Raw genomic sequence first — 23,153 nt, forward strand, 5'->3', positions numbered from 1 at the left:
CTACTTACCGAAGCTGGCGAACGAACGCACGAGATGCAGAATGGGACTTCCTCCCAAAATGACGAACATGGCTGGAAGCAGGAACAACACCATCGGAATGGTCAGCTTGGCGCCCAACTTGTGTGCTCTTTCTTCAAGCTTGGTAATTCGTTCGCGCCGGAGGTCGACGGCGATGCTCCTCAGCGCCTGGCCCACCGGAGTTCCATATTGCAGGCTTTGGCCGACCATGATTCCGAATCGGCGAAGCCCATCCGATGTAGCTCCCAGTTTCTCGAATGCGTCGCTGCGGCTTGGCAGTATCCGGAGATCATCAAGAAGTCCGGTCATGACCCTGGCTATGGCGGGATTGGTCTCTTGCATTTCTTGCGCTACGCGTGCCAGCCCGCTTTCCAGTCCCATTCCCGATTCGCTGCACACAACCAGCAAATCGATCATGTCCGGCGTGCCCAGTCGAATGGCGGCATCAAACCGCCGCTTCAGCACCGCCAGTATCAATCGCGGCGCTAAAATCCCGATCGCCACGCCAATAAGTGTGAAGACCAGTACATCAAGCAGCGGCTTCCCGAGAAGCTGAGCGGCACCCCCGGCGATGATCGGGCATAGCGCCATGCTGACGGCTTTGACACCGATCCAGGTCGGCAAGGCTCGATGATGATTGAAACCCGACGATTGAAGGATGGTTCGTAGCTGATCCAGATTTTCCTCGGCATAGAAGCGACGGTAGCGCATGCCGAGTGACGAAAACCAACCGGTCACATCCTGGAAGGGCGCAGACCGGCCAGCAACGCCCATCACGGCGTTTGATACCCGGGCGTCCAATGTACGAATGTGTATTTCGCGGATGATCAACATGCAGGACGCAGTCGCAGCCACGACTGCAAGGGCCACCAGACTGAGACCAGAAGTCATAGTTCTGTTTCCCTTCTGACCATCCAGCTTATCACCAGGGCTCCGACAAGCACCGAAAGGACCGCGTAAGCCAGCAGCTTGTTTCCAACCGGATCGGTGAACAACAGATCAACCGTCTGCGGATTGGCTGCGTACAGGACCCCACCTGCAATCAAGGGCGAGACTGTCAGCGCCCGTGAGGAAAAGATCACCTCTCCTGCCAGCGCCTTGGCGCGGGCAGCCAGCGCAACACGTTGCCTGACAGTGTCTCCCAGGTTCTGCAAAGTCTCGGCCAGGCTGCCACCGGACTTCAACTGGACGGCAAGTGTCACCGCAAAGATCGCATACTCCGCCACCTGCGTTCGCCGATAGACAGCTTGGACAGCTTCCTCTGCAGGTCTTCCCAGATTCACTTCGCTGCATACGATGGCAAACTGCCCAGCGGTTGGCTGCGGCATATCCCGCGCGAGGGCACGAAATGCCTCGTGCACAGGCAGACCCGATCGCACTGTACTTGTCACCAGCTGGATCGCATCAGGCAGCTGTCGAAAAAGCTGAAGAGCGAAGCGACGTTGCTGCCATCCGAACAGGCCTCGTATCACAATGAGGGCCGCGATTGCCGCGACAATGGACGCGTAGCCGATGGAATATCCCAGCTGGCTGTTCGCATAAAGGATCGCTGCTGCTCCGAATGCACCGGCAAGCAGAACATAGGCGGGACGCAACGTGTAAGGTATATCGGGATTGTAGTTGGACAACCGATTGAGAAACCGATCCTGAGACCCGGCCTCCAAGCGGCGAATGGATGGCAGGTTAGCCGGATGCGACGTTGGCAAGGCAACCGCCAACCGACGATTGATGCGTCTTTCCCGAGCGTCGAGCCACAACGAAACGGCTGCTGCGCACATCGCGAGCGCCAGAACAGTGACGATCACGGACTCCAGCGTCATATTTGCCTCATGGCCTCGGCCCAAGCACCATCCAGTCCGAAATAGACAAGCCGGCTCTTGAACTTCGGGGTTGCAAGGTTGGACTTGTAGCTGCCCGATATCCGCCCGTTCACATCCTCCTCCTGATACTCGAAGGCTGCGATGTCATTGGTGGTGATCACCTCCCCTTCTAGGCCGATCACCTCGCTGATCTGAACGATGCGGCGCTGTCCGTCCCGCATGCGTTCGACCTGCACAATGAGATCCAGCGCAGCGACGATCTGACTTCGAATGGCGCGCGACGGTAGATTGACCTGTCCCATCTGCACCATGTTTTCGATGCGAGTCAGGGCATCCCGGGTACTATTCGCGTGTACCGTGGAGATCGAACCATCATGGCCGGTGTTCATCGCCTGCAGCATGTCGAATGCTTCGGAACTGCGCACCTCGCCGACGACGATCCGGTCGGGACGCATGCGCAGGGCATTCACCAGCAGATCGCGTTGTGTCACCTGCCCTGTGCCTTCGAGGCTGGGAGGCCGGGTCTCCAGGCTGATCACGTGGGGCTGCTGAAGCTGCAGCTCCGCCGCGTCCTCGATCGTGACGATACGTTCGGTGTGATCGATGAACTGACTCATCGCGTTCAGGAGCGTCGTCTTGCCGGATCCGGTGCCGCCGGAGACCAGAACATTGAGCCGCGAGCGGGCGGCGATCTCCAGCAATTGTCCGATGGCCGGGGTCATCGAGCCGTTTTCGATCAATCCGGCGATGTCCAAACGACGGCTTGGAAATTTGCGGATGGAAATGCACGGACTATGGATCGCCAGCGGCGGGAGGATGATGTTGACCCGGCTGCCATCCAGCAGGCGACAATCCACCATCGGACTGGATTCGTCGACGCGCCGACCGACCTGCGCGGCAATCTTCTGAGCGACGGAGGCGATGTGATCATTGTCGCGGAATCGCACCGCCACTCGTTCCAGCCTGCCGCTTCGCTCCACGTAGATATTACTTGGACCGTTCACCATGATATCGTTGATCGATTGGTCCAGCAGTAGCGGACGGAGCGGCCCGTAACCCGTCATGTCGTCGGCAATTTCGTCCGCGAGCTGCAACTGCTCGCGGCCCGACAGCTCGAGCCGTTCCTGGTTGGCAATGTGATGGATGATCTCTTCAATCTGCCGCCGGAGAACCTCCCGCGAGACGGTTGCGGCCACCGCGGGTTCGATCTGCTCAATCACCCGTTCACGCAGCGAAGGCGGAATGATGGGTTGGTGGATCGCTGGTTCGTCGCGCCTTGGCGCAGGTGAAGGCAAGTTCGGTGCGGCTGCAGTCGCGCTGGGCGACGGCAAAGGCAAGCCTATCGCAGATGCAGGGAGGCCTGCCGCCAAGGCGGATACGTGAGCTGGTGCGTCGTCTTCGCGCCTACCAAACTTCTTCATCGCAGATGTGCCGTGAGCACCCTCCTCCACCAGCTACCTCGCTCGGCAGCGACACCGCTGATCTCCCGTACGATCGGCGCCAGGTGACGCCGCAATTTTCTGACGTGCTTCAGAGCTGGAATTCCGAGATTGAGCGCCTCGGTCATGCCCTTGCCGAGATCGGGAACGACGATGTCGGGCTCTGCACCCAACGCCTTGACAACCGCCGCCCTCGGAAGGCCCCCGGGGCGACCGGCCCGGTTGAGCAAGGTAAAGACCCGGTCCTTGCCCGCGATGTTGATCACTGCGGTGCGTAGCGCATGGGCATTGCGAAGTCCGGTCACCTCGGATTCGAGCAGCACCATCACATGACGGGAAAGCGCAATCACGGGATAGATCGACGGCGGAAACGGGACGGGTACATCGACCACGATGTAGTTGAACCGTTGACGCAGCAGACCAAGCACGTGTCGTACGCCAGCCTCCGTAATTTCAAGCTGCGCATCGAGGTCCTCGTCGGCCGAGACCAGGCAAACCCTTTCGTTGACTTCGATTGCCGCGCGCTCGAGGAAGAGTGTGTCCGCCCGCATCGGATTTTCCAGAGCGATACGCAGCCCTGGCCCGGGACGAACACCCAGCATCACGGCGGCCTCGCCGCCCTGCAGATGAAGATCAAGCAGCGCCACCTTGGCCTTGGTCGTCTCGGCAAGTTGCAGCGCCAGATTGATCGCAATGCTCGTGGCGCCGGCGCCGCCCTGCGCCCCGCAGATCGAGACCACGTGCCCGCCACGATCGATCTGGTTGGCTGCGACGTCGCCGAGAAGCTTGGGGCGCAGCTTGTCCAGCACCAGATCGCGCGTGAGCGGCCGCGGCAGATACTCGGTCAAGCCGAGTTCCAGGAGCTCACGGTAGAACGTGATCTCCCTGTTGTCGCCGATCACGGCTACGCGGACATCGGGTGGACAGACGCCGGCCAGCCTTTCCAGTTCAGTAAAGGGATCATCCACGCCACTGATGTCTACCACCAGCGCGAACAGATCCGTGTCGGTTTCGAGCATCCGTATGGCATTGCGGATCGTGCCGCGTCTGATCGAGAGATTGGCGCCTTCGAGCCCCTTGCGCAACGCCGCAGCGCTGAGCTCATCGTTTACGAAACCGACGATGCGGTTGCGCGTAACGATCGACGTCGTTTCTTCAGGCGGAGTGGCTATGGCGATGCTCATCAACGTTTCTCCGACAACCTGTTATCGTAACCCGCCGCCGTCGCAGTCGGGCGCACGGCTTCCGATGCACCGTCGCAGCTGACGAGAGCGTCTTCCTCTTGCTTCCTGACCGTGTATTGCTTGACCTCACCGCCTGAATGAACGAACACTGCCGTTCTCTGTGCGGAAATTGCATACTGGCGGGCAAGTTCAGGCGACACGTCACAGCTCGACATCGCGCCGGTGTCTGCCTTGTCCCACTGATCGACTGCTGCGCGCACGGCGAACGAGAGCGTCCCGAGCTGCTTTGCGACGGTGACTTTCTTGACCTGCACCTGCGTAAGCTCCAGTGACACGGTCTGCGTTTGCTTACCTGCCATCCCGCTGATGGGTCGCGCGCCCTGCACGATCTCCTGATCAATCGCGATGACTCGAACGTTACGCAGAACGGTTTCGCTGAGGGCGCGGCGCGCGGTATCGACTCTCTCGAAGACCTGGGTCAACACGACGTCCACGTGATCGCCTGGCCTGATGAGACCCGAGACACCGGCCTCCTCGTCAACCTTGATGCTGATGGCACGGCTGTCTGGCGCCAGGACACTGGCGAGGAAACCCCGGTCCCGCGGACGCAGGATATCCTGCAACGTAACGGGACTGCCCGCTTCGACGAAGTTGCGGATGAGTGAACCGGCAAGTCCGGCCTTGGACTCGGGGGTTTCAAGGATAGCCCCTTGGGGAACGCGCTCCGGCGGCACCGAGCGGACGGCGAAATCCTCTTCGCGGGCCAACGTCCCCCTCGGCAATGGCCGTGCCGCGACGAAGTATCCGGCGGTCGTCGGCGCCGCTGGCGCGAGGGGCGCCTCTGTCACCTGTACCGGGACCGGAGGCTGCGCCTTCGGCAGGTTCATGCTGTAGGCGATCAGTCCGAACGCTGTGGTTGCAAGCAAAAGCACCACGATGATCGACAGACGCAGCGCGGATGACATTTCACGATCCTTTGCTCAAAATGGTCCAGATACCGCCGCAGGCGATAGCGGCTCCGTAAGGCAGTGGGGCGTGTCGCAAATGGCGCCAACGCTCGATCGCGTAGATCCGGCGCGCGAGCGACGATCCGGCGGGTGCCAGTCTGGGATATGGCAGGTGACGCATCATCAGATGCACCAAGGCAAGAACGCCGCCGGCCAGCACGGTGACGGTGAGCAACTGCATCACGCCGCTCGGCGGGAGACCAACCGCCAGGGCAACCAGCAGCTTGACATCGCCGCCACCAATTCCTCCGCGCGCGTACAGGACAAAAAGTAGCAGAAAGAGGATCGCGGCTGCGATCAGCGACACAGCGACTTGAATCGGGCTGGGCAATTGACCGGCGATCCCGAGGAGCGCCAGCGCAAGACAAAATTCGTTTCGGATCAAGCGCGTCGCGACGTCCATCGTTGCGACATAGAGCAACAACAGGATTTCCAGGATCGAGGCTGTGGGAGCAATCCAACTCATGAAATGCACGTTTCAAAAAAGGTGGAAGGCAAACTGGTGGGAGCACTTCTGCAGGAGGGGGGCAGCTTGGATTGCCCCCCTCTGGCGCCAAAATGGCGGTATCAACCAGCGATCGCGGTCGTGAAAGCGGTGGTGATTGCGGTGATCCCGGTCGTCAGCGCCGCCCCGATCTGCCCGCCGGCTCCGCCACCGAACACGGCACCCACTGCGCCGACGATGCAAACCGCGACGATGATGTACTCGAATGACACCACGCCATCCTGGTCCGTCCGCAGACGCTTCAACGCTTCCTTGGTCTCGATGAAATGATGCAACATAGGCAGAATCCCTTCTTTAAGATGAATTTGCAGACACCTCGGCAACTTCCAGCGGCCGCGGATTTATGTCCGGCCCCGCCAGCGATAAACTATCCATTAAATGTTTATTACCGTCAACATTTAATATATAATGTATTTTGAATTAACCCTACCGGAACGAGCCCGCAAAAATCAAAAATGGAAATCACAATCAGCGAAAACGTCGTGATAAAAAGACGTTAGCTGACCGCCATAATCGAATCCCAGACTGAGCTACGGCTGGGTCGACGGGAAATCACCGGAATTATACGGATAAATCAGGCGGTATAATTTATTTATCGGAGATACAGGAATTATGTTGTGGCATTGAACCGTGGTGCCACGTCGACCGATTAATCCACGCACATATAATCGAGCGGATGCTGCGACCAGGCCGGCGCGCATGGAGCAGATTTCGCGAAGTGCGGAGGCGCGACGGTGGTACATCTGTCCATGCGAACCAAGTACCGACTTCGCAGTCCGCGCCTTTAGCCACCTCCTCGCAGCGCGTCAGACGAGATACTCGTGGTAGCTGATAAGCGTTCCCATATTCTTGTCTGCCTCAGTCTGGAAGCTCGCGGGATCGTACTGGCCGAACAGGCTGATATTGGCGGTATGAACTCCGTCAGTCACCGAAAGGATTCCTCCAGTGCCGGCCTGATTTGCGACATAACTAGCGGTCGTGCCGTCCCCGAATGCGACGTCGAGGAGATCCAGGTGGTCATCTCCGTCAAACCCGGACACGACTCCGCTGAAGTCGAAGGAGTCATGGAGCACGATTGTCCCGGTCGCTGCGGCATCGAGCGCGACATGCGCAGATGAAGCCGCTCCGAACTCGACCGTAGCCACGCCATCCATCAGCGCGGTGCCGCTGCCGCTTACACTACCATTGAGAGTGATGTTGGCTCCATGCGCCCACAGCAGCCCTGAATTATCCACGTTGCTGTCGATGACCAGTCCGCCGCTGCCGCTGGCCGCAATCGTTCCGGAATTGACGACGGTGTTGCTACCGGTGTCGATCTCGAGCGCGTTGGTGCCCGTCGCGTCGATTGTACCTTGGTTGACAAGGAGCAATGTCCCCCCGCCAAGCTGTCCGGCTCCCGAAATGGTGTTGTCGGTGTTGGTCAGCGTGACGTCGGAAACAGTTCCACTGACCGTGTTCTCGCTATTGTCGGACAACAGCACCTGACCGCCACCTTCGAGCAAAATTCCGTGCCCGACGAGTTGGAGGTCGGTCTCGGCGCCCGTCGAGTTCAACGAGATCGTGCCCGTATTGTGGATGTTACCGGATAACGGCAGCAATGCGCCGTTGCCGATCGTCATTGTGCCTGAATTGTCGACCACGGGCTTGAAGTCGAATACGAAGTCGTCCGCTGCGAGCGAGCCGGCATCGACGCCATCCAGAGTGATCGTTTGACCGTCGGCCAGCGCAATGACGGCGTTGCCGTCGTTGTCGGCAGACAGATGCGTTTGGACGTCCGCGAAGGTCTTGAAGCCGGCGTAGCCGATCAGGTCGATCTGATCATGCGCAATCTCGAAATTATAGATGACGTCGTGGCCGATCGGCTGCGAGAATACGAGCAGATCGCTGCCACTTGACGCTGTGAGATAGTCGTCGCCGGAAATGGCGATGATGGCGGAGCCCGCTGCAAAAGCTTCAACATTGTCGGCGAATGTCTCGATTACAGCCGAGCCATCCGGCTGCATCCAGGTCACGGTCACGTCGAGATGCAATGCTCCGGCGAAATCGACTGGCGATGTCACCATTAGCGAGCTGACGTCAGTCGTCTCGATCGTCCAGTTGCCATCGGGGAGCAGCATCCCACCATTTAATGTCCAGCCGGCGGGCATGCTGGCAACAGTGACCGTGGCGATTTGCCCCTGATTGGCGGACGAGTCCGTCAGACCGAGATTGATGGGCTGCCCCGACACGCCCGCAGGAGCAAGCGCCGTTCCAAACGCAAAGTCCGCCGCGCTGAAACTACCAGTTATGCTCGCCAGAGTGGTCAGGTTGTCCAGATCGGCGACGAGTGTTGCGCCGCCTGCGATGCTTGCATTGGGATCGTAGTAAACCTGCGCGTGGCCGACTGTCGAATTGTGGAATACGAACAGGGCTCCTGTGGTGATATTGGAGTAACTATTGATCGTTGATTGAACTGTCGCCGTCGTCACGGATGCGTCTGTTTTGATGCCGACCTCCGTGTTGGCGAGATTTAGCGCAGCGTTGTTGCCCGTTCTGACATTTTCAACGGTCGTATCGACATCACCAATGACGAACCGTCCGGCGGTTACCGTAAATTCCAGCTTATCCCCTGAGGTGTTGAAGTCGGTGACGTGGTCACCCGCGTCGGTGACAGCGAGATAGGCGAAGGTATCGTTCCCGCCACCACCAGTCAGCGCATCTGCGCCACCACCACCCACGATCCTGTCCGCGCCGGTGCCTGCGCCACCGTTGATCGTGTCGTTACTTGAACCGCCCTTGAGGGTATCATCACCGCCGTTTCCTGAGCTGCCCATGATGACAAACGATCCAGACGTGACTGCGCTCGCGTCTACGACCAGGTCGCCGTTACCCGTGATGCCGGATCCGTCAATTGTGAGCGTTCCTCCATTTTGGAATGTCGAAAGGAATGTCAGGGTGTCAGTGTGATTCCCGCTGTTGCCGTCACTTAAACTGATTGTTTCGAAGTTTGTCAGGCCAATGCTTCCTGCACCATCGCCGAAGGTGAATGGCCCCAGACCGCCACCACTGACGGCGAGAGTGTCCGTACCGCTTCCCCCCGTCAGCATGTCACCGTTGTTTAGCGTTAGGGGAGTTTGCGTGCCGGTCACAGTATTGGTGCCCGATGCATAGAAGACCGTATCGGTGCCGGTCGTGAGAGCGAAGGGACTGGGGCTCGTGACCGAAATGGTCACCGTATCGACATCGGTCAATGCGCCACCCGCTCCGGTGTGGCCATTGTCGCTTGTCGTCATGGTCAGAGTGCTAGTTCCGGCAAAGTTCGATGTTGGAACGTAGTTGACCGTCGAGGCCAGGGTAGAATTAATGGCGCTGACTGTTCCGGTCAGCGTCACCGTCGATGTTCCGCTGCCGCTGATCCCTGCGGTACCTCCTGAAACGGTCATGGTGCCGTTGGTTACCGACAACGTGATCGTTTCGCTGGCGCCGTCCGAGTCGGCGTCGAAGATGCCAAGTCCCGTGATCGCCTTTGTCGTGTTGACGTTCGTCGTCTGTGCTCCCGGAACCGTATTCACCGGCGCGTCGTCGACCGGAATGACCGTGACTGTCGCGTTCACGATATTGCTGGCGTGGCTGGCCGTCTGGCCGTCGTCAACCTGGTAGCTGATGGTGCGGGTCGCGCCCGACGGATTGTCACCCGAGTTCAAATACGTCACCGAGCGCAGGGCTGCCTGGTAGTTCGCCACACTCGACGTACCCGTCAGGGTCAGCACCCCAGTGCTGGCGTTACAGCTGCCGGTGATGCCGTTCTGATTGGTAAAACCGAGCACATCCTGGCCGGAGGCGAAGTTTCCTGTGATCGCGACCGTCGCGCCGGTCAGATTCGTGCTGTCAACGTCCGACAGGATCAGCGCCGTGTCGATCGCGGTCGCGGCCTGACCCTCGGTATAGGACAGTGAACCGCCATTGGCGTTCAGCACCGGCGCATCATTGCTGCCGGTGACGGTGACCGTGACGATGCCGCTCGCGGTGCCGTCCTGGCTGGTCACCGTGAACTGGTCCTGGATCTGCTGGCCGGCGGTGAGCTCATTGTGGGCGCCGTTGCCGGTGTAGCTCCAGGCGCCGTTGGCATCGATGCTGAAGTCGCCGTAGGTGCCGTGGACGTTTGATTGCGCCACGACATGGGCTTCGCCGCTGTCGGGATCCACAATCGTCAGCTGGCCGCTCGTGTTCAGCGCCGCCGCGGTGGCGCCCTCGGTGACAGACTTCGAGTCCGACGAGACCGTCGCCGCGTCGTTGCTGCCGGTGATGGTCACCGTCACGATGCCGGTGGCGGTGCCGTCCTGGCTGGTGACCGTGAACTGGTCCTGGACCTGCTGGCCGGCGGTGAGCTCATCGTGGGCGCCGTTGCCGGTGTAGCTCCAGGCGCCGTTGGCATCGATCGTGAAGTCGCCATAGGTCCCGTGAACGTTCGATTGCGCTACGAGATGGGCTTCGCCCGTATCCGGGTCGGTGATGGTGAGTTGGCCTGAGGTGTTGAGTTCGGCGGCAGCATCACCCTCGGTGACGGACTTCGAGTCGGACGAGACCGTGGCCGCGTCATTGGTCCCGCTGATGGTCACGGTCACGATGCCGGAGGCGGTGCCGTCCTGGCTGGTCACCGTGAACTGGTCCTGGACCTGCTGCCCGGCGGTGAGCTCATTGTGGGCGCCGTTGCCGGCGTAGCTCCAGGCGCCGTTGGCATCGATCGTGAAGTCGCCGTAGGTCCCGTGGACGTTTGATTGCGCCACGACATGGGCTTCGCCGCTGTCGGGATCCACAATCGTCAGCTGGCCGCTCGTGTTCAGCGCCGCCGCGGTGTCGCCCTCGGTGACGGACTTCGAGTCCGACGAGACGGTGGCCGCGTCGTTGCTGCCGGTGATGGTCACCGTCACGATGCCGCTCGCGGTGCCATCCTGGCTGGTGACCGTGAACTGGTCCTGCACCTGCTGGCCGGCGGTGAGCTCGTCATGCGCGCCGTTGCCGGTGTAGCTCCAGGCGCCATTGGCGTCGATCGTGAAGTCGCCATAAGTCCCGTGCGCGTTCGTCTGCGCGACGACATGGGCTTCGCCGCTGTCGGGATCCACAATCGTCAGCTGGCCGCTGGTGTTCAGCGCCGCCGCGGCGTCGCCCTCGGTGACGGACTTCGAGTCCGACGAGACCGTGGCCGCATCGTTGCTGCCGGTGATGGTCACCGTCACGAAGCCGCTCGCGGTGCCGTCCTGGCTGGCCACCGTGAACTGATCCTGGACCTGCTGGCCCGCGGTGAGTTCATTGTGGGCGCCGTTGCCGGCGTAGCTCCAGGCGCCGTTGGCGTCGATCGTGAAGTCGCCGTAGGTGCCGTGGACGTTCGATTGCGCCACGACATGGGCTTCGCCGCTGTCGGGATCCACAATCGTGAGCTGGCCCGAGGTGTTGAGCGCCGCCGGGGTGTCGCCCTCGGTGGCGGACTTCGAGTCCGAGCTGACGGTCGCCGCGTCATTCGTGCCGGTGATGGTGACCGTCACCGTGCCGGAGGCGGTCCCGTCCTGGCTGGTCACCGTGAAGTGATCCTGGACCTGTTGGCCCGCGGTGAGCTCGTCATGAGCGCCGTTGCTGGTGTAGCTCCAGGCGCCGCTGGCATCGATCGTGAAGTCGCCATAGGTCCCGTGGACGTTCGATTGCGCGACGACGTGGGCTTCGCCCGTATCCGGGTCGGTGACGGTGAGCTGGCCGCTGGTGTTCAGCGCCGCCGCGGTATCACCCTCGGTGACGGGCTTCGAGTCGGAAGAGACCGTGGCCGCGTCGTTGCTGCCGGTGATGGTCACCGTCACGGTACCGGTGGCGGTGCCATCCTGGCTGGTGACCGTGAACTGATCCTGCACCTGCTGGCCGGCGGTGAGCTCATTGTGGGCACCGTTGCCGGTATAGGTCCACGCGCCGTTGGCATCGATCGTGAAGTCGCCATAGGTCCCGTGCGCGTTCGCCTGAGCGACGACATGGGCTTCGCCGCTGTCGGGATCCACAATCGTCAGCTGGCCGCCGGTATTGAGCGCAGAGGCGGTGTCGCCCTCGGTGACGGACTTCGAGTCCGAGCTGACGGTCGCCGCGTCATTTGTGCCGGTGATGGTCACCGTCACCGTGCCGGTGGCGGTGCCGTCCTGGCTGGTCACCGTGAACTGGTCCTGGACCTGCTGGCCGGCGGTGAGCTCATTGTGGGCACCGTTGCCGGTGTAGCTCCAGGCGCCGTTGGCATCGATGCTAAAGTCGCCGTAGCTGCCGTGCACATTGCTCTGCATCACGACATGGGCTTCGCCCGTATCCGGGTCGGTGATGGTGAGTTGGCCTGAGGCGTTGAGTGCGGCGGCAGCATCATCCTCAGTGACGGGCTTCGAGTCCGATGAGGCCGTGGCCGCATCATTGGTGCCGCTGATGGTCACCGTCACGGTGCCGGAGGCGGTGCCGTCCTGGCTGGTGACCGTGAACTGATCCTGCACCTGCTGGCCGGCGGTGAGCTCGTCATGGGCGCCGTTGCCGGTGTAGCTCCAGGCGCCGTTGGCATCGATCGTGAAGTCGCCGTAGGTCCCGTGCGCATTGCTCTGCACCACGACATGGGCTTCGCCCGTATCCGGGTCGGTGATGCTGAGCTGGCCGCTGGTGTTCAGCGCCGCCGCGGTGTCGCCCTCGCTGACGGACTTCGAGTCCGATGAGACTGTCGCCACGTCGTTGCTGCCGGTGATGGTCACCGTCACGATGCCGGTGGCGGTGCCGTCCTGGCTGGTCACCGTGAACTGGTCCTGGACCTGCTGGCCGGCGGTGAGCTCATTGTGGGCGCCGTTGCCGGTGTAGCTCCAGGCGCCGTTGGCATCGATCGTGAAGTCGCCATAGGTCCCGTGAGCATTGGTCTGGGCGACGACATGGGCTTCGCCGCTGTCGGGATCCACAATCGTCAGCTCGCCGCTCGTGTTGAGCGCCGCCGCGGTGTCGCCCTCGGTGACAGACTTCGAGTCCGACGAGACCGTCGCCGCGTCGTTGCTGCCGGTGATGGTGACCGTCACCGTGCCGGTGGCGGTGCCGTCCTGGCTGGTCACCGTAAACTGGTCCTGCACCTGCTGGCCGGCGGTGAGCTCATTGTGGGCACCGTTGCCGGTATAGCTCCAGGCGCCGTTGGCATCGATCGTGAAGTCGCCGTAGGTCCCGTGCGCGTTCGCCTGAGCGACGACATGGGCTTCGCCGCTGTCGGGATCCACAATCGTCAGCTGGCCGCTGGTATTGAGCGCCGCCGCGGTGTCGCCCTCGGTGACAGACTTCGAATCCGACGAGACCGTGGCCGCATCATTGGTGCCGGTGATGGTCACCGTGACGATGCCGCTCGCGGTGCCGTCCTGGCTGGTCACCATGAACTGATCCTGCACCTGCTGGCCTGCGATGAGATCGTCATGCGCGCCGTTGCCGGTGTAGCTCCAGGCGCCGTTGGCATCGATGCTGAAGGCGCCATAGGTCCCGTGCGCGTTCGTCTGCGCGACGACATGGGCTTCGCCAGTGTCGGGATCCACAATCGTCAGCTCGCCGCTCGTGTTGAGCGCCGCCGCGGTGTCGCCCTCGGTGACAGACTTCGAGTCCGAGCTGACGGTCGCCGCGTCATTTGTGCCGGTGATGGTCACCGTCACCGTGCCGGTGGCGGTGCCGTCCTGGCTGGTCACCGTGAACTGGTCCTGGACCTGCTGGCCGGCGGTGAGCTCATTGTGGGCACCGTTGCCGGTGTAGCTCCAGGCGCCGTTGGCATCGATGCTAAAGTCGCCGTAGCTGCCGTGCACATTGCTCTGCATCACGACATGGGCTTCGCCCGTATCCGGGTCGGTGATGGTGAGTTGGCCTGAGGCGTTGAGTGCGGCGGCAGCATCATCCTCAGTGACGGGCTTCGAGTCCGATGAGGCCGTGGCCGCATCATTGGTGCCGCTGATGGTCACCGTCACGGTGCCGGTGGCGGTGCCGTCCTGGCTGGTCACCGCGAACTGATCCTGCACCTGCTGGCCGGCGATGAGCTCGTCATGGGCGCCGTTGCCGGTGTAGCTCCAGGCGCCGTTGGCATCGATCGTGAAGTCGCCGTAGGTCCCATGAACGTTCGATTGCGCCACGACGTGGGCTTCGCCCGTATCCGGGTCGGTGATGCTGAGCTGGCCGCTGGTGTTCAGCGCCGCCGCCGTGTCGCCCTCGCTGACGGACTTCGAGTCCGATAAGACTGTCGCCACGTCGTTGCTGCCGGTGATGGTCACCGTCACTATGCCGGTGGCGGTGCCGTCCTGGCTGGTGACCGCGAACTGATCCTGCACCTGCTGGCCGGCGATGAGCTCGTCATGGGCGCCGTTGCCGGTGTAGCTCCAGGCGCCGTTGGCATCGATCGTGAAGTCGCCGTAGGTCCCATGAACGTTCGATTGCGCCACGACGTGGGCTTCGCCCGTATCCGGGTCGGTGATGCTGAGCTGGCCGCTGGTGTTCAGCGCCGCCGCCGTGTCGCCCTCGCTGACGGACTTCGAGTCCGATGAGACTGTCGCCACGTCGTTGCTGCCGGTGATGGTCACCGTCACGATGCCGGTGGCGGTGCCGTCCTGGCTGGTGACCGTGAACTGATCCTGCACCTGCTGGCCCGCGGTGAGCTCGTCATGCGCGCCATTGCCGGTGTAGCTCCAGGCGCCGTTGGCATCGATCGTGAAGTCGCCGTAGGTCCCGTGGACGTTTGATTGCGCCACGACATGGGCTTCGCCGCTGTCGGGATCCACAATCGTCAGCTGGCCGCTCGTGTTCAGCGCCGCCGCGTCATTGCCCTCGGTGACGGACTTCGAATCCGACGAGACCGTGGCCGCATCGTTGCTGCCGGTGATGGTCACCGTCACCGTGCCGGTGGCCGTGCCGTCCTGGCTGGTCACCGTGAACTGGTCCTGGACCTGCTGCCCGGCGGTGAGCTCATTGTGGGCGCCGTTGCCGGTGTAGCTCCAGGCGCCGTTGGCATCGATCGTGAAGTCGCCGTAGGTGCCGTGGACGTTCGATTGCGCCACGACATGGGCTTCGCCGCTGTCGGGATCCACAATCGTCAGCTGGCCGCCGGTATTGAGCGCAGAGGCGGCATCGCCCTCGCTGACGGACTTCGAGTCCGACGAGACCGTGGCCGCATCGTTGCTGCCGGTGATGGTCACCGTCACCGTGCCGGTGGCCGTGCCGTCCTGGCTGGTCACCGTAAACTGGTCCTGGACCTGCTGGCCCGCGGTGAGCTCATTGTGGGCACCGTTGCCGGTATAGCTCCACGCGCCATTGGCATCGATCGTGAAGTCGCCGTAGGTCCCATGAACGTTCGATTGCGCCACGAGATGGGCTTCGCCCGTATCCGGGTCAGTGATGCTGAGTTGGCCGCTCGTGTTGAGAGCGGCTGCGGCATCACCCTCGGTGACGGACTTCGCCTCGGAAGAGACCGTAGCCGAATCGTTTGTGCCTGTGATCGTGACCGTCACCGTCTGGGTAGCTGTCGAGCCGTGGCCGTCATTGATCGTCACCACGAAGCTCTCGGTGATCGTCTGGCCCGCAGCGAGGTATTGCGCGGCCGCGTTGTTCAGATTGTAATGCCATTGCACCGAGCCGTTGGCGGCATTGGCCGTCTCGTTGACAGAATCAAGCGAGAAGGCGCCGAGCGACGTGGTGTTGGAAGAGGCTGCCGCGAACGAGGCCGAATGCGTGTCGCCAAGATCGGCATCGTTGAAACTGATGGTGCCCGCCGCGCTCTGCGAATCCGAGAGATCCGGCGTGGTGTTCGCGTCTTCTACCACCGAGCCGCTCTGCGGACTCGATGTGATGATGACCGAGTCGTTTGCGCCATTGAACTGGAGTGTCACGGTCGCCCAACTGAGCGTGCCATTGCCCAGCTGGATAGCGTAGGTGAATGTGTCAGTCAGCGTTTGCCCGGTCGCCAGCGCCTGAAGCTGAACGTTGATGTCGCCCTTGTCGTAATGAACGGTGCCGTCCGCTTCAATCCAGATGCGTGCACCGAGGGCGCTGCGGTCACCGGTTGCAGCCATTCCGGCGGCATCACTGCTGTACGCCACATCTTTGACCAGCAGATCTGCAGGTGCGTAGTTCTTGGTGGACGCGGAGGCGCTCGTTCCATTGTCCAGGGAGAACAGCGTCTTGGCCGCGCCCCCAAGGTCATTTGCCAGCACATTCAAGATGAGAATGTTGCTGGCGTCCTCCGTAAACGAGAAAATGTCCGTGTTGGCTTGCGGAGTATTGCCGAACGAAACCGTGCTGCCGCCGCCCGTTGTCTGCGTCGCCATAGCTTAAATCCTCTGGATGATGCGCCTTCCGCATTCACGGACCGGCACAAATTGCACAATGGCGCGGGGATGATCGGCCGTTGCCTTGCCTATGCTGCTGAAGAAAAATGCCGAGCTGCTCAGCATGCCTGCCGTCATGCTCAGCGCTTCGAAAAGGTGTAAACAGAACACGTGCCGCTCAAGCCTGTTTGGGGCTGGAGTCGATCCGGGCTCGCGATCGGATGTCGTGTGCACGGTCGCGCGCCTGACAGCCGCCATGTTCGCAAACCGCAAACTTGGCTGGATCGGAAGATCGCAAATTGACGAAGAATTCGAACTTGCCCGAGCCCAGCCGAACATTGCTACAAAATGCGTGCACGTCATTCGCAACCCTCGTCTGCCAATGCAGAGCAGAGAGCGTCGCCGCAAATCAATTCACGCAATTGGTAGCGCTCGCTCGGACGGCGATAGGTCCGCCAGCCAGCGACAGTCCATCAGACTGCTGCCAAGTTACTCGAAAAGATCTAGAGCGGTATCCCCCTGCCCAACGTGGCCGGTGCTTAGCCGCCCACGTTTTGGCAATTATTTGATCTTGCAATATTCGCGGCTCCAGAAGCGACGACCGTGAGCGAGAAGCGCCACGGCCGCCTGCTCCTAATTAAATAAGCCTATTTTAAATTAAAGCATCAGTCCATTTATTTATTTACGCGATCGATTTAATAATTAATACCTCGAAATCAATAACAAAGAGGCTCTTACGTCCCTCCTTGCGACGCGACACCGGAATTTTACGGCTTGCCTCCCGGATGCACTCGGTTCGCGAGATGATCTTTGCCTCGCGCAGATCGGCAACTCGCAGGGAGCAATTGGAGCCGAAACTCAGCCCCATTCACGAAGACGAGGCATGAAAGCAGCAGTCTCGCAATACTTTGCACCAACCTGTGCTTATTAATTTGCGCATCCGACGATCCAGGCCCACCGTGAAGCGGCGGACGTGGCCTTCAATGTGTCGCTGGTCATCCCATCGGGTCAATGTAGCCGTCCTTGTCGCCCGGGCGTACGTTCCAGAGCGTGAGACCATCGCGGGGGATCCGATGGTGGTGCGCTCTAAGAGCGAGACGCGTAGCCAGAGCGCTGATGCTATCCAATGGCTGGGTTATGGCTCGGTAGCCGGCGCATGTGTCCTGGGGTGCGGCGAGAAGAGTCCTCGATGCTCTCGCACGAAGCTTCGCATCTCCTGTTGCTGTCCCGCACGTCTCTCGTTCGCTTTAACGCGCAACAGGACCTCGGCAAGCCGCGTTCGAAATCCATGTGAAGCTAAATCCGAAACCAGTTCCCGGTTGACGCGCGAACGCGGCCAAATCGACCGCCATTAAATGATATATTTGATTATTGTGTATAATCATGATGACTCCATCGCAAAATTGAAAAATATGTTGGGGAAAAGAAAACAGGGAGGTTGAAATGGAAGCTGCCCGCCGCTTTCGCGCAATGGCGTTACTTTGCCGACAGACTGCCGCACTCCAACCTGAGAGAAGCTGGAAACTGCTTGCAGAGGCAGAGTATTGGGAACATCTGGCGGCTGCGGCCTTAGCTCATTGAGCTTCGGTCGAGCGTTCTTTGTCTTTCGCTTTTCGTCGACTTCTTACTTCAAGTCATTTTCTGAGGCATGTGATGTCGAGTACGCGTCAGATCTTTTCTAGTGCTGTTCTGAGCGAACGGCACCAGGCGCTTCTGGAGGAGCTTAGAGAGGTGGAGAAGCTTCGAAGTAAGCTCCGACATGTAGAGGCAAAAACAATCGGCAGAAGACGGCGTACCAAAGCGAGCGGCAGAGCAAGAGCCGTTTAGAGACCCGCCGGGTCCGAAGGTTGACCGGCGTTGGCTCACTCGCGCGGTTCGATGCACGGATGCCCGCGCTCCTCGCATCTGCCACTACTTTGAGAGGGGACTGGGCGCCTTCATCCCCGCAGTAGCGAGCCTCCGCGATGACGTCGCTGCGACATGTCGCCAACCAGCCAGGCCGGGGTGTGAACTAAACTCGGCGGCGAGACCGGCCACCTGTTCAGGATCGCGCCTTAGCTCCGACTTTCATTCGACGTTGCACTTCGGAACACTGCAACGAGTCGATCGCCTTCCCAAAGCTCAACGTCGTGCTCGTCATGCATTTGCTCGGCTCGTCGTCTCGCCGCCTGCTCGTCAATGCAGTCGAGCTTTGCAGCGCAGATCACTTGCCGGCTGCCGTCCACCACGAACACCTTGTACCGCATGATGCAGTCCGATCCAAAAGGGTGACCATCATCGTACCCGATTGTCCGTCTGAGGCAGTGCCAAACCAAGTGCGACGCACCGAACCTTTGTACGTGTAGCAGTTCGGCCGTGCCTGCTCGTTCAATCCCTCGGCCGCGCGGCGGCAGCACCTTATATGTCGCTACCTCAGTGGCGTAATCTCACTGCGTGCCGAAGCGTGCGGCTCGAGCTCAAGAGCGAGAGGCCACCAAGCGTCATCAGCAGCACACCGAACCAGGCCGTCCAGCTGCGCGCTTCGTCGTGCGCCTCTGCCATGCGCGCGCCCAGCGGCATATCTTGAGGTGGGTTGGCGGGCGCGGCGGCGAGAAGCTGCCCAGCGTCGACTTGGCCCGGCACGGAGTGTTCGGGCGTGAGCTGGTTGCTGGGAATATCTACGATGGCGGCCGCCGACATCAGGGTAGAGCCCGTGCCGAGATCGGGAGCGGCATCTGCTACCTGCATTTCGGGTACAGTCGTCCGAGATCGCTCGGGCGGCGCGGAGCGCAGCAACTCCGCGCGCGCATCAACGACCGCACTCCGCCTGGCCTGCGTGGTCCCGTTTCCGTCCAAACTGGCGCTGCGGTCTTTGACCACGCGAGCCCGAATGGGCTTCTTCACCGTCGCGATGCCCTCGACCAGGAACCAGCATTTGCGGCGACCGTCCGTTCGGTAGACCCAATGCTGTCCGCTACTGGTCGAGGTACCGGGACGCGGCACGCATTCGGCTTGCGGCGGAGAGGTTACCGCCGGTTGGGACGTAGCAGTATTGAAGAAGTCGGCAACAGGATTGGAGGACGCGGGCGCCGCCGAAAAACCTCCGACAAGGACCAAACTGGCGAAATACAATCGCAATTGACCGGACATCGAAAACTCCCGGGTGCGCCCTACCCCCGCTTGAGCCTTAGCGGCGACAACGGCTCCCATACGGCTTAAATCGGGCGGCGCGATGAATTAATTGTCCTCTTGACCACCTAATTAATGTGCCGGCCCAGCACTCCAGGGGTGCAACACGAGGCAGCGCGATCGATTCATCGATCCATCTGAGTTGCGCCGGCCCTCGCTCCCGCCCACGATCTGCGCCGCGGCCGCCGGTCGATCGCCATCGTTGCGCTCGTCGAAACACGAAAGCGCAACTCGCCGAGGAATGAGTCTGTGGATGTCACGAGACGTGGCTACCCCTCGCAGCGAATTAAATACTTCGCCACGATATTACCACTGTCGCGCCTTTCTCCCTGCCACCTCTCACATTTAAATGTGGATTGCTGGATCAATATTTAACTGACGGCTTGTCTGCTCCCGGATTCCCGACTTGTCTGCCTGGGCCTTCTGCCCAAGATTCGGATGGAGCCATGAACACCGCGCATTTTAATTCGCTCTCCATTGACGAGCTCTGGATACTTCACCAAGAGGTCGCCGCCCAACTCGCTCAGAAAATGTTGGTGCAAAAAGCACATTTGGAGGAAAGGCTCCACAGGATTGCACTGGCCAACGAGGCCACACGGCTCAATCGTAAGCGCCGCCGTCCATACCCGCCTGTCCGTCCCAAATATCGCAATCCGAAGAACCCAGCGGAGACATGGTCGGGTCGCGGCAGGCAGCCGCGATGGCTGCGTCCGCAGCTTCGAAGCGGCCGAGATTTGGACGATTTCCTGATCGATCAAGCTTCAGCTCAAAAGCGGCAGACAAATTGAGCGCTGATTGCGGCATTTGAGATGGCGCCAGTTGCTACCTCCTGGGGCTCTGAGCTCTTCACATCATCGTTTGAACGCCGGGTCATAACCATGCTTGGAAGCATGGCCATAGCGAGCGCTTGCGATCTGTCTGATGGTCTAGCTGAATCGCTCGGGGGGCCCGCGGCGCAGTGAAGACATCGACGAGAATCTCAAGCGCGCGATGGTCCGCGTCTAGTCGGGGCGCCCTCTGAAGTGCCGCCTAGCCGCATTCCACGCTCGAAGGACTGGAAGGAGGAGGGCGACGAAAAAAACTCTGATTGCAACCGGCGTCATTCCGCGCCGCAGGAGTGGTGGGTCGTGATCGACCGAGCGGCCGGCCGTCGTGTTGATCGTCACCGGAGATGGGGTTCCTGCTCGCCGAGTAGGTGCCCGTCTGCGCGAGGGCAGGACAACTACAACGAACAGAACGTTCACCAGTAGCCATATTCCCACAATGAGAAGGAAAGTACGCACGAGAACGACCATCGTTGATCTAAAATCGCCGAGCTTTACTCCTGCCTCATAACCCGGCGCGCAGCCGGCAACACTGCGTTCGCGGACGGAGCCGCTTCAGCGCAGCCGGCACATTTGGCGTGCCCCGAGGCCGTTGGGTCCTGAGCGCTTCGCAAGCGTCCAGGATCGCTCGCAGCCTAGTCGGGCGCAACACTCGCGTCTGTGCGCTTTCGAACATTCATGGCCCTTCAGGTATGCTAATTCTATGCATCATCCGGCGAGAGCCGGACAGGGATGGCTCATCAGCCAGGACGGCCGTCCTCAGCCCGCAATCCCTGAACAGGGGCCGGGTCATGGAGCATGACCAAATTTCGCAGCACGATGAGCGGCGAATTTGGCGGTCCGCATAGAACCAAATTCGAGTTTCGGCAGTTGACTCCCGGTGGATCCGAACAAGCAAACTGATTGTTCGGGCCGAGGATAAGTTTAAAAGCTAAGCCGGCACACATGAAGGACCTCCGACGACGTTTGGAAAAGGTCCGCGCTGACGCCAGAGAGTTTACGCTGATGAGTCAGCAGGCGGCGGACATGGAAAAGCGCGAGCTGTTTAAGCGCTTGGCGGATGAGCTCGCCTTCGAGGCTCTCGAGCTTGAGCTAATCGTGAAGAAGAATGAGCCACCTAATCCGTGCGGCCAGCACGAGGTCGTGGAGTTCAAGCCACCCTCTCAGCGAAAGCGCGGCTGACGCGGAAGAGCTAGATCGTGCGTGCACGACGGATCTTTGCGGCTCCGCCAGCGATCGCTGCGCCGCCCCACGCCCCCTCTTCGGGCCAGCTGTCCCGCAACGCCCCGCTTGTGGCATCCACCTGACTTTCAGAAGGTTCGCCGCCCTTTTCGCGGCTGAGACAATCCGTACGAGCGCTACGACAAGCACGTAATCGACTTATCCCATCGGATCTGTGCGCTTTATCGAATGGGTGACGATATAGAGACCAGGAAAAAGCCGAACGGCAATCTGGCCGTGTCCACCCCATACAAAGAACGTCGCACGAGACGTGCATTGTTCTGTCGAAGAGCTTAAAAAGGCTCTTGCGGGCCAATCTTTTAAAGGTGGTGGACGCACCAGGGCTCGAACCTGGGACCCGCTGATTAAGAGTTCAAGACCATTGAACGGTATCCCGAAGCTCGATCGAATCGACTTGAACATCCTCGTCCAGCTGCAGAAGGACGGCAGGATGACCAACGCCAATCTGGCCGAGGCAGTCGGCCTTTCGGCGAGCCCGTGCCTGCAACGTGTCAAGCGGCTGGAAGCGGCCGGGTACATAAGGGGCTATGGTGCGCAGATCAACCTTGCGAAGCTGACCGAGAGCATAACGGTCTTCACCGAAATCACCTTGGTCGATCACCGCAAGGAAGATTTCGTCAAGTTCGAGTCATGTATGCGCAACGTCGACGAGCTGATGGAATGCCATCTTATCAGCGGCGGTTACGACTATTTGCTGCGCTTCGTTTGCCGCAACATCAACCACTATCAAGAGCGAATGGAAAACCTACTTGACGCAACGTCGGAATCGAGAAATATTTCAGCTATATCGTGCTGAAATCCCCCATCGTGAAGCATGCCCTTCCGCTCAAGACACTGCTCGATCCTCAGTGGTCAGGCGACCAACTCGCTGCTGACGCTTCCGCATCACACCCCAGGCTGACTTGCGCTGTTGTTTAGCGGACGGCTTGCTCCAATACCTGCCCATCTCAAGCCTCGCGCATAGAACGCAATCAGCGCCAAGCGCGATCCGTACAAACATCGCACAAGATCGTAGGCTAGCGTGAAATCATACGCAAAGCAGCCGCGGAGCGCCTCGAACTCCGATCCCGTTGTTCGCCTGCTCTGACTTACTGGTCGCAGCACCGGGCTTATCCGACCGAGAATGGTTTCGTCGCACGATCGCAACCTTACCGGCGCGGCGAAACTCCGGAAGGCGGAGGCCAATGTTGAGTTGCTTAAAGGGGACAAGTGACTCACGCGCCTCGCAGGATGAAGTCGCGTCTGAGCACAATCGCGATGCGCTAATTGCACACCATCACGCGCCGGTATCGCCCGTAGACGTAGTGGCAGTCACTGTCCGAGGAATAGTCATCGCGCGAACGGCCATAGGTGTAGCCGGCAGAGGCTCCGGCAGCATAGGCGCCTGCAACATAGGCGGCGCGATGGCCGTATTGATATCCGCCGTAGCGGCCGTGGTCTCCGAAGCGGTTGTAAGTGACCGATGTGCCGCGAACCGCACTCTCCACCGTCGGTCCGCCCCGACCAGCGGCGCCGACACGCCCAGCCGCCGCGAGATCACCGCGCGGTGCAGGTCCAGTACCGAGACGAGGCGCCGGGCGGCCAAGGCCGGCACGGGGGGCACCGCCAGGCCCTATCGGAGGACGAGCTG

General features: G+C 60.7%; 13 protein-coding genes and 1 pseudogene. 3 read left to right on the forward strand and 11 right to left on the reverse strand.

Going from position 1 to position 23,153, the window contains the following annotated elements; all coding sequences use genetic code 11:
- From XI03_RS31745 to XI03_RS31790, 10 genes are all read right to left on the reverse strand, one after another.
- On the reverse strand, positions 1–909 hold the full coding sequence (locus XI03_RS31745; protein ID WP_038949697.1) for a type II secretion system F family protein: 909 nt from the start codon (positions 907–909) through the stop codon (positions 1–3).
- On the reverse strand, positions 906–1,838 hold the full coding sequence (locus XI03_RS31750; RefSeq protein ID WP_271594303.1) for a type II secretion system F family protein: 933 nt from the start codon (positions 1,836–1,838) through the stop codon (positions 906–908). Before XI03_RS31750 ends, XI03_RS31745 begins: the two co-directional genes overlap by 4 nt.
- A complete protein-coding gene (locus tag XI03_RS31755) occupies positions 1,835–3,259 on the reverse strand; it encodes a CpaF family protein (RefSeq protein WP_271594304.1) in 1,425 nt (474 codons plus the stop codon). Before XI03_RS31755 ends, XI03_RS31750 begins: the two co-directional genes overlap by 4 nt.
- A complete protein-coding gene (locus XI03_RS31760) occupies positions 3,256–4,461 on the reverse strand; it encodes an AAA family ATPase (protein ID WP_038949701.1) in 1,206 nt (401 codons plus the stop codon). The genes XI03_RS31755 and XI03_RS31760 overlap by 4 nt, the downstream gene beginning before the upstream one ends.
- Positions 4,461–5,426 (reverse strand): Flp pilus assembly protein CpaB, encoded by a 966-nt coding sequence (gene cpaB / locus XI03_RS31765; RefSeq protein ID WP_271594305.1) that lies wholly within the window; start codon positions 5,424–5,426, stop codon positions 4,461–4,463. Before cpaB ends, XI03_RS31760 begins: the two co-directional genes overlap by 1 nt.
- 1 nt (position 5,427) lies before the next feature.
- A complete protein-coding gene (locus XI03_RS31770; protein WP_177237000.1) occupies positions 5,428–5,934 on the reverse strand; it encodes an A24 family peptidase in 507 nt (168 codons plus the stop codon).
- A gap of 101 nt (positions 5,935–6,035) precedes the next feature.
- A complete protein-coding gene (locus XI03_RS31775; RefSeq protein WP_038949704.1) occupies positions 6,036–6,251 on the reverse strand; it encodes a hypothetical protein in 216 nt (71 codons plus the stop codon).
- 528 nt (positions 6,252–6,779) lie between these two features.
- On the reverse strand, positions 6,780–16,289 hold the full coding sequence (locus XI03_RS31780; protein WP_271594306.1) for a VCBS domain-containing protein: 9,510 nt from the start codon (positions 16,287–16,289) through the stop codon (positions 6,780–6,782).
- A 2,054-nt stretch (positions 16,290–18,343) separates the two neighbouring features.
- Complete coding sequence (locus XI03_RS31785; RefSeq protein WP_028144438.1) at positions 18,344–18,535, reverse strand: hypothetical protein; 192 nt, start codon at positions 18,533–18,535, stop codon at positions 18,344–18,346.
- Positions 18,536–18,701: 166 nt separating this feature from the next.
- On the reverse strand, positions 18,702–19,418 hold the full coding sequence (locus tag XI03_RS31790; RefSeq protein WP_271594307.1) for a hypothetical protein: 717 nt from the start codon (positions 19,416–19,418) through the stop codon (positions 18,702–18,704).
- Positions 19,419–19,903: 485 nt separating this feature from the next.
- Between XI03_RS31790 and XI03_RS31795 the strand changes: the two genes are divergently transcribed.
- From XI03_RS31795 to XI03_RS31805, 3 genes and pseudogenes are all read left to right on the forward strand, one after another.
- Positions 19,904–20,245: an H-NS histone family protein gene (locus XI03_RS31795; protein WP_271594308.1), complete on the forward strand. Its 342-nt coding sequence runs from the start codon at positions 19,904–19,906 to the stop codon at positions 20,243–20,245.
- Between the two features lie 981 nt (positions 20,246–21,226).
- Positions 21,227–21,463, forward strand: coding sequence for a hypothetical protein (locus XI03_RS31800; protein WP_271594309.1), 237 nt, complete (start codon positions 21,227–21,229; stop codon positions 21,461–21,463).
- A gap of 490 nt (positions 21,464–21,953) precedes the next feature.
- A pseudogene (locus tag XI03_RS31805) lies at positions 21,954–22,441 on the forward strand (Lrp/AsnC family transcriptional regulator).
- 344 nt (positions 22,442–22,785) lie between these two features.
- Here XI03_RS31805 and XI03_RS31810 read toward each other — a convergent pair.
- Positions 22,786–23,010: a hypothetical protein gene (locus tag XI03_RS31810; protein WP_193374900.1), complete on the reverse strand. Its 225-nt coding sequence runs from the start codon at positions 23,008–23,010 to the stop codon at positions 22,786–22,788.
- Positions 23,011–23,153: the final 143 nt, after the last annotated feature.

Origin of the sequence: Bradyrhizobium sp. CCBAU 65884, from assembly GCF_028128835.1 — a bacterium.
Classification (GTDB): Bacteria; Pseudomonadota; Alphaproteobacteria; order Rhizobiales; family Xanthobacteraceae; genus Bradyrhizobium; species Bradyrhizobium ottawaense.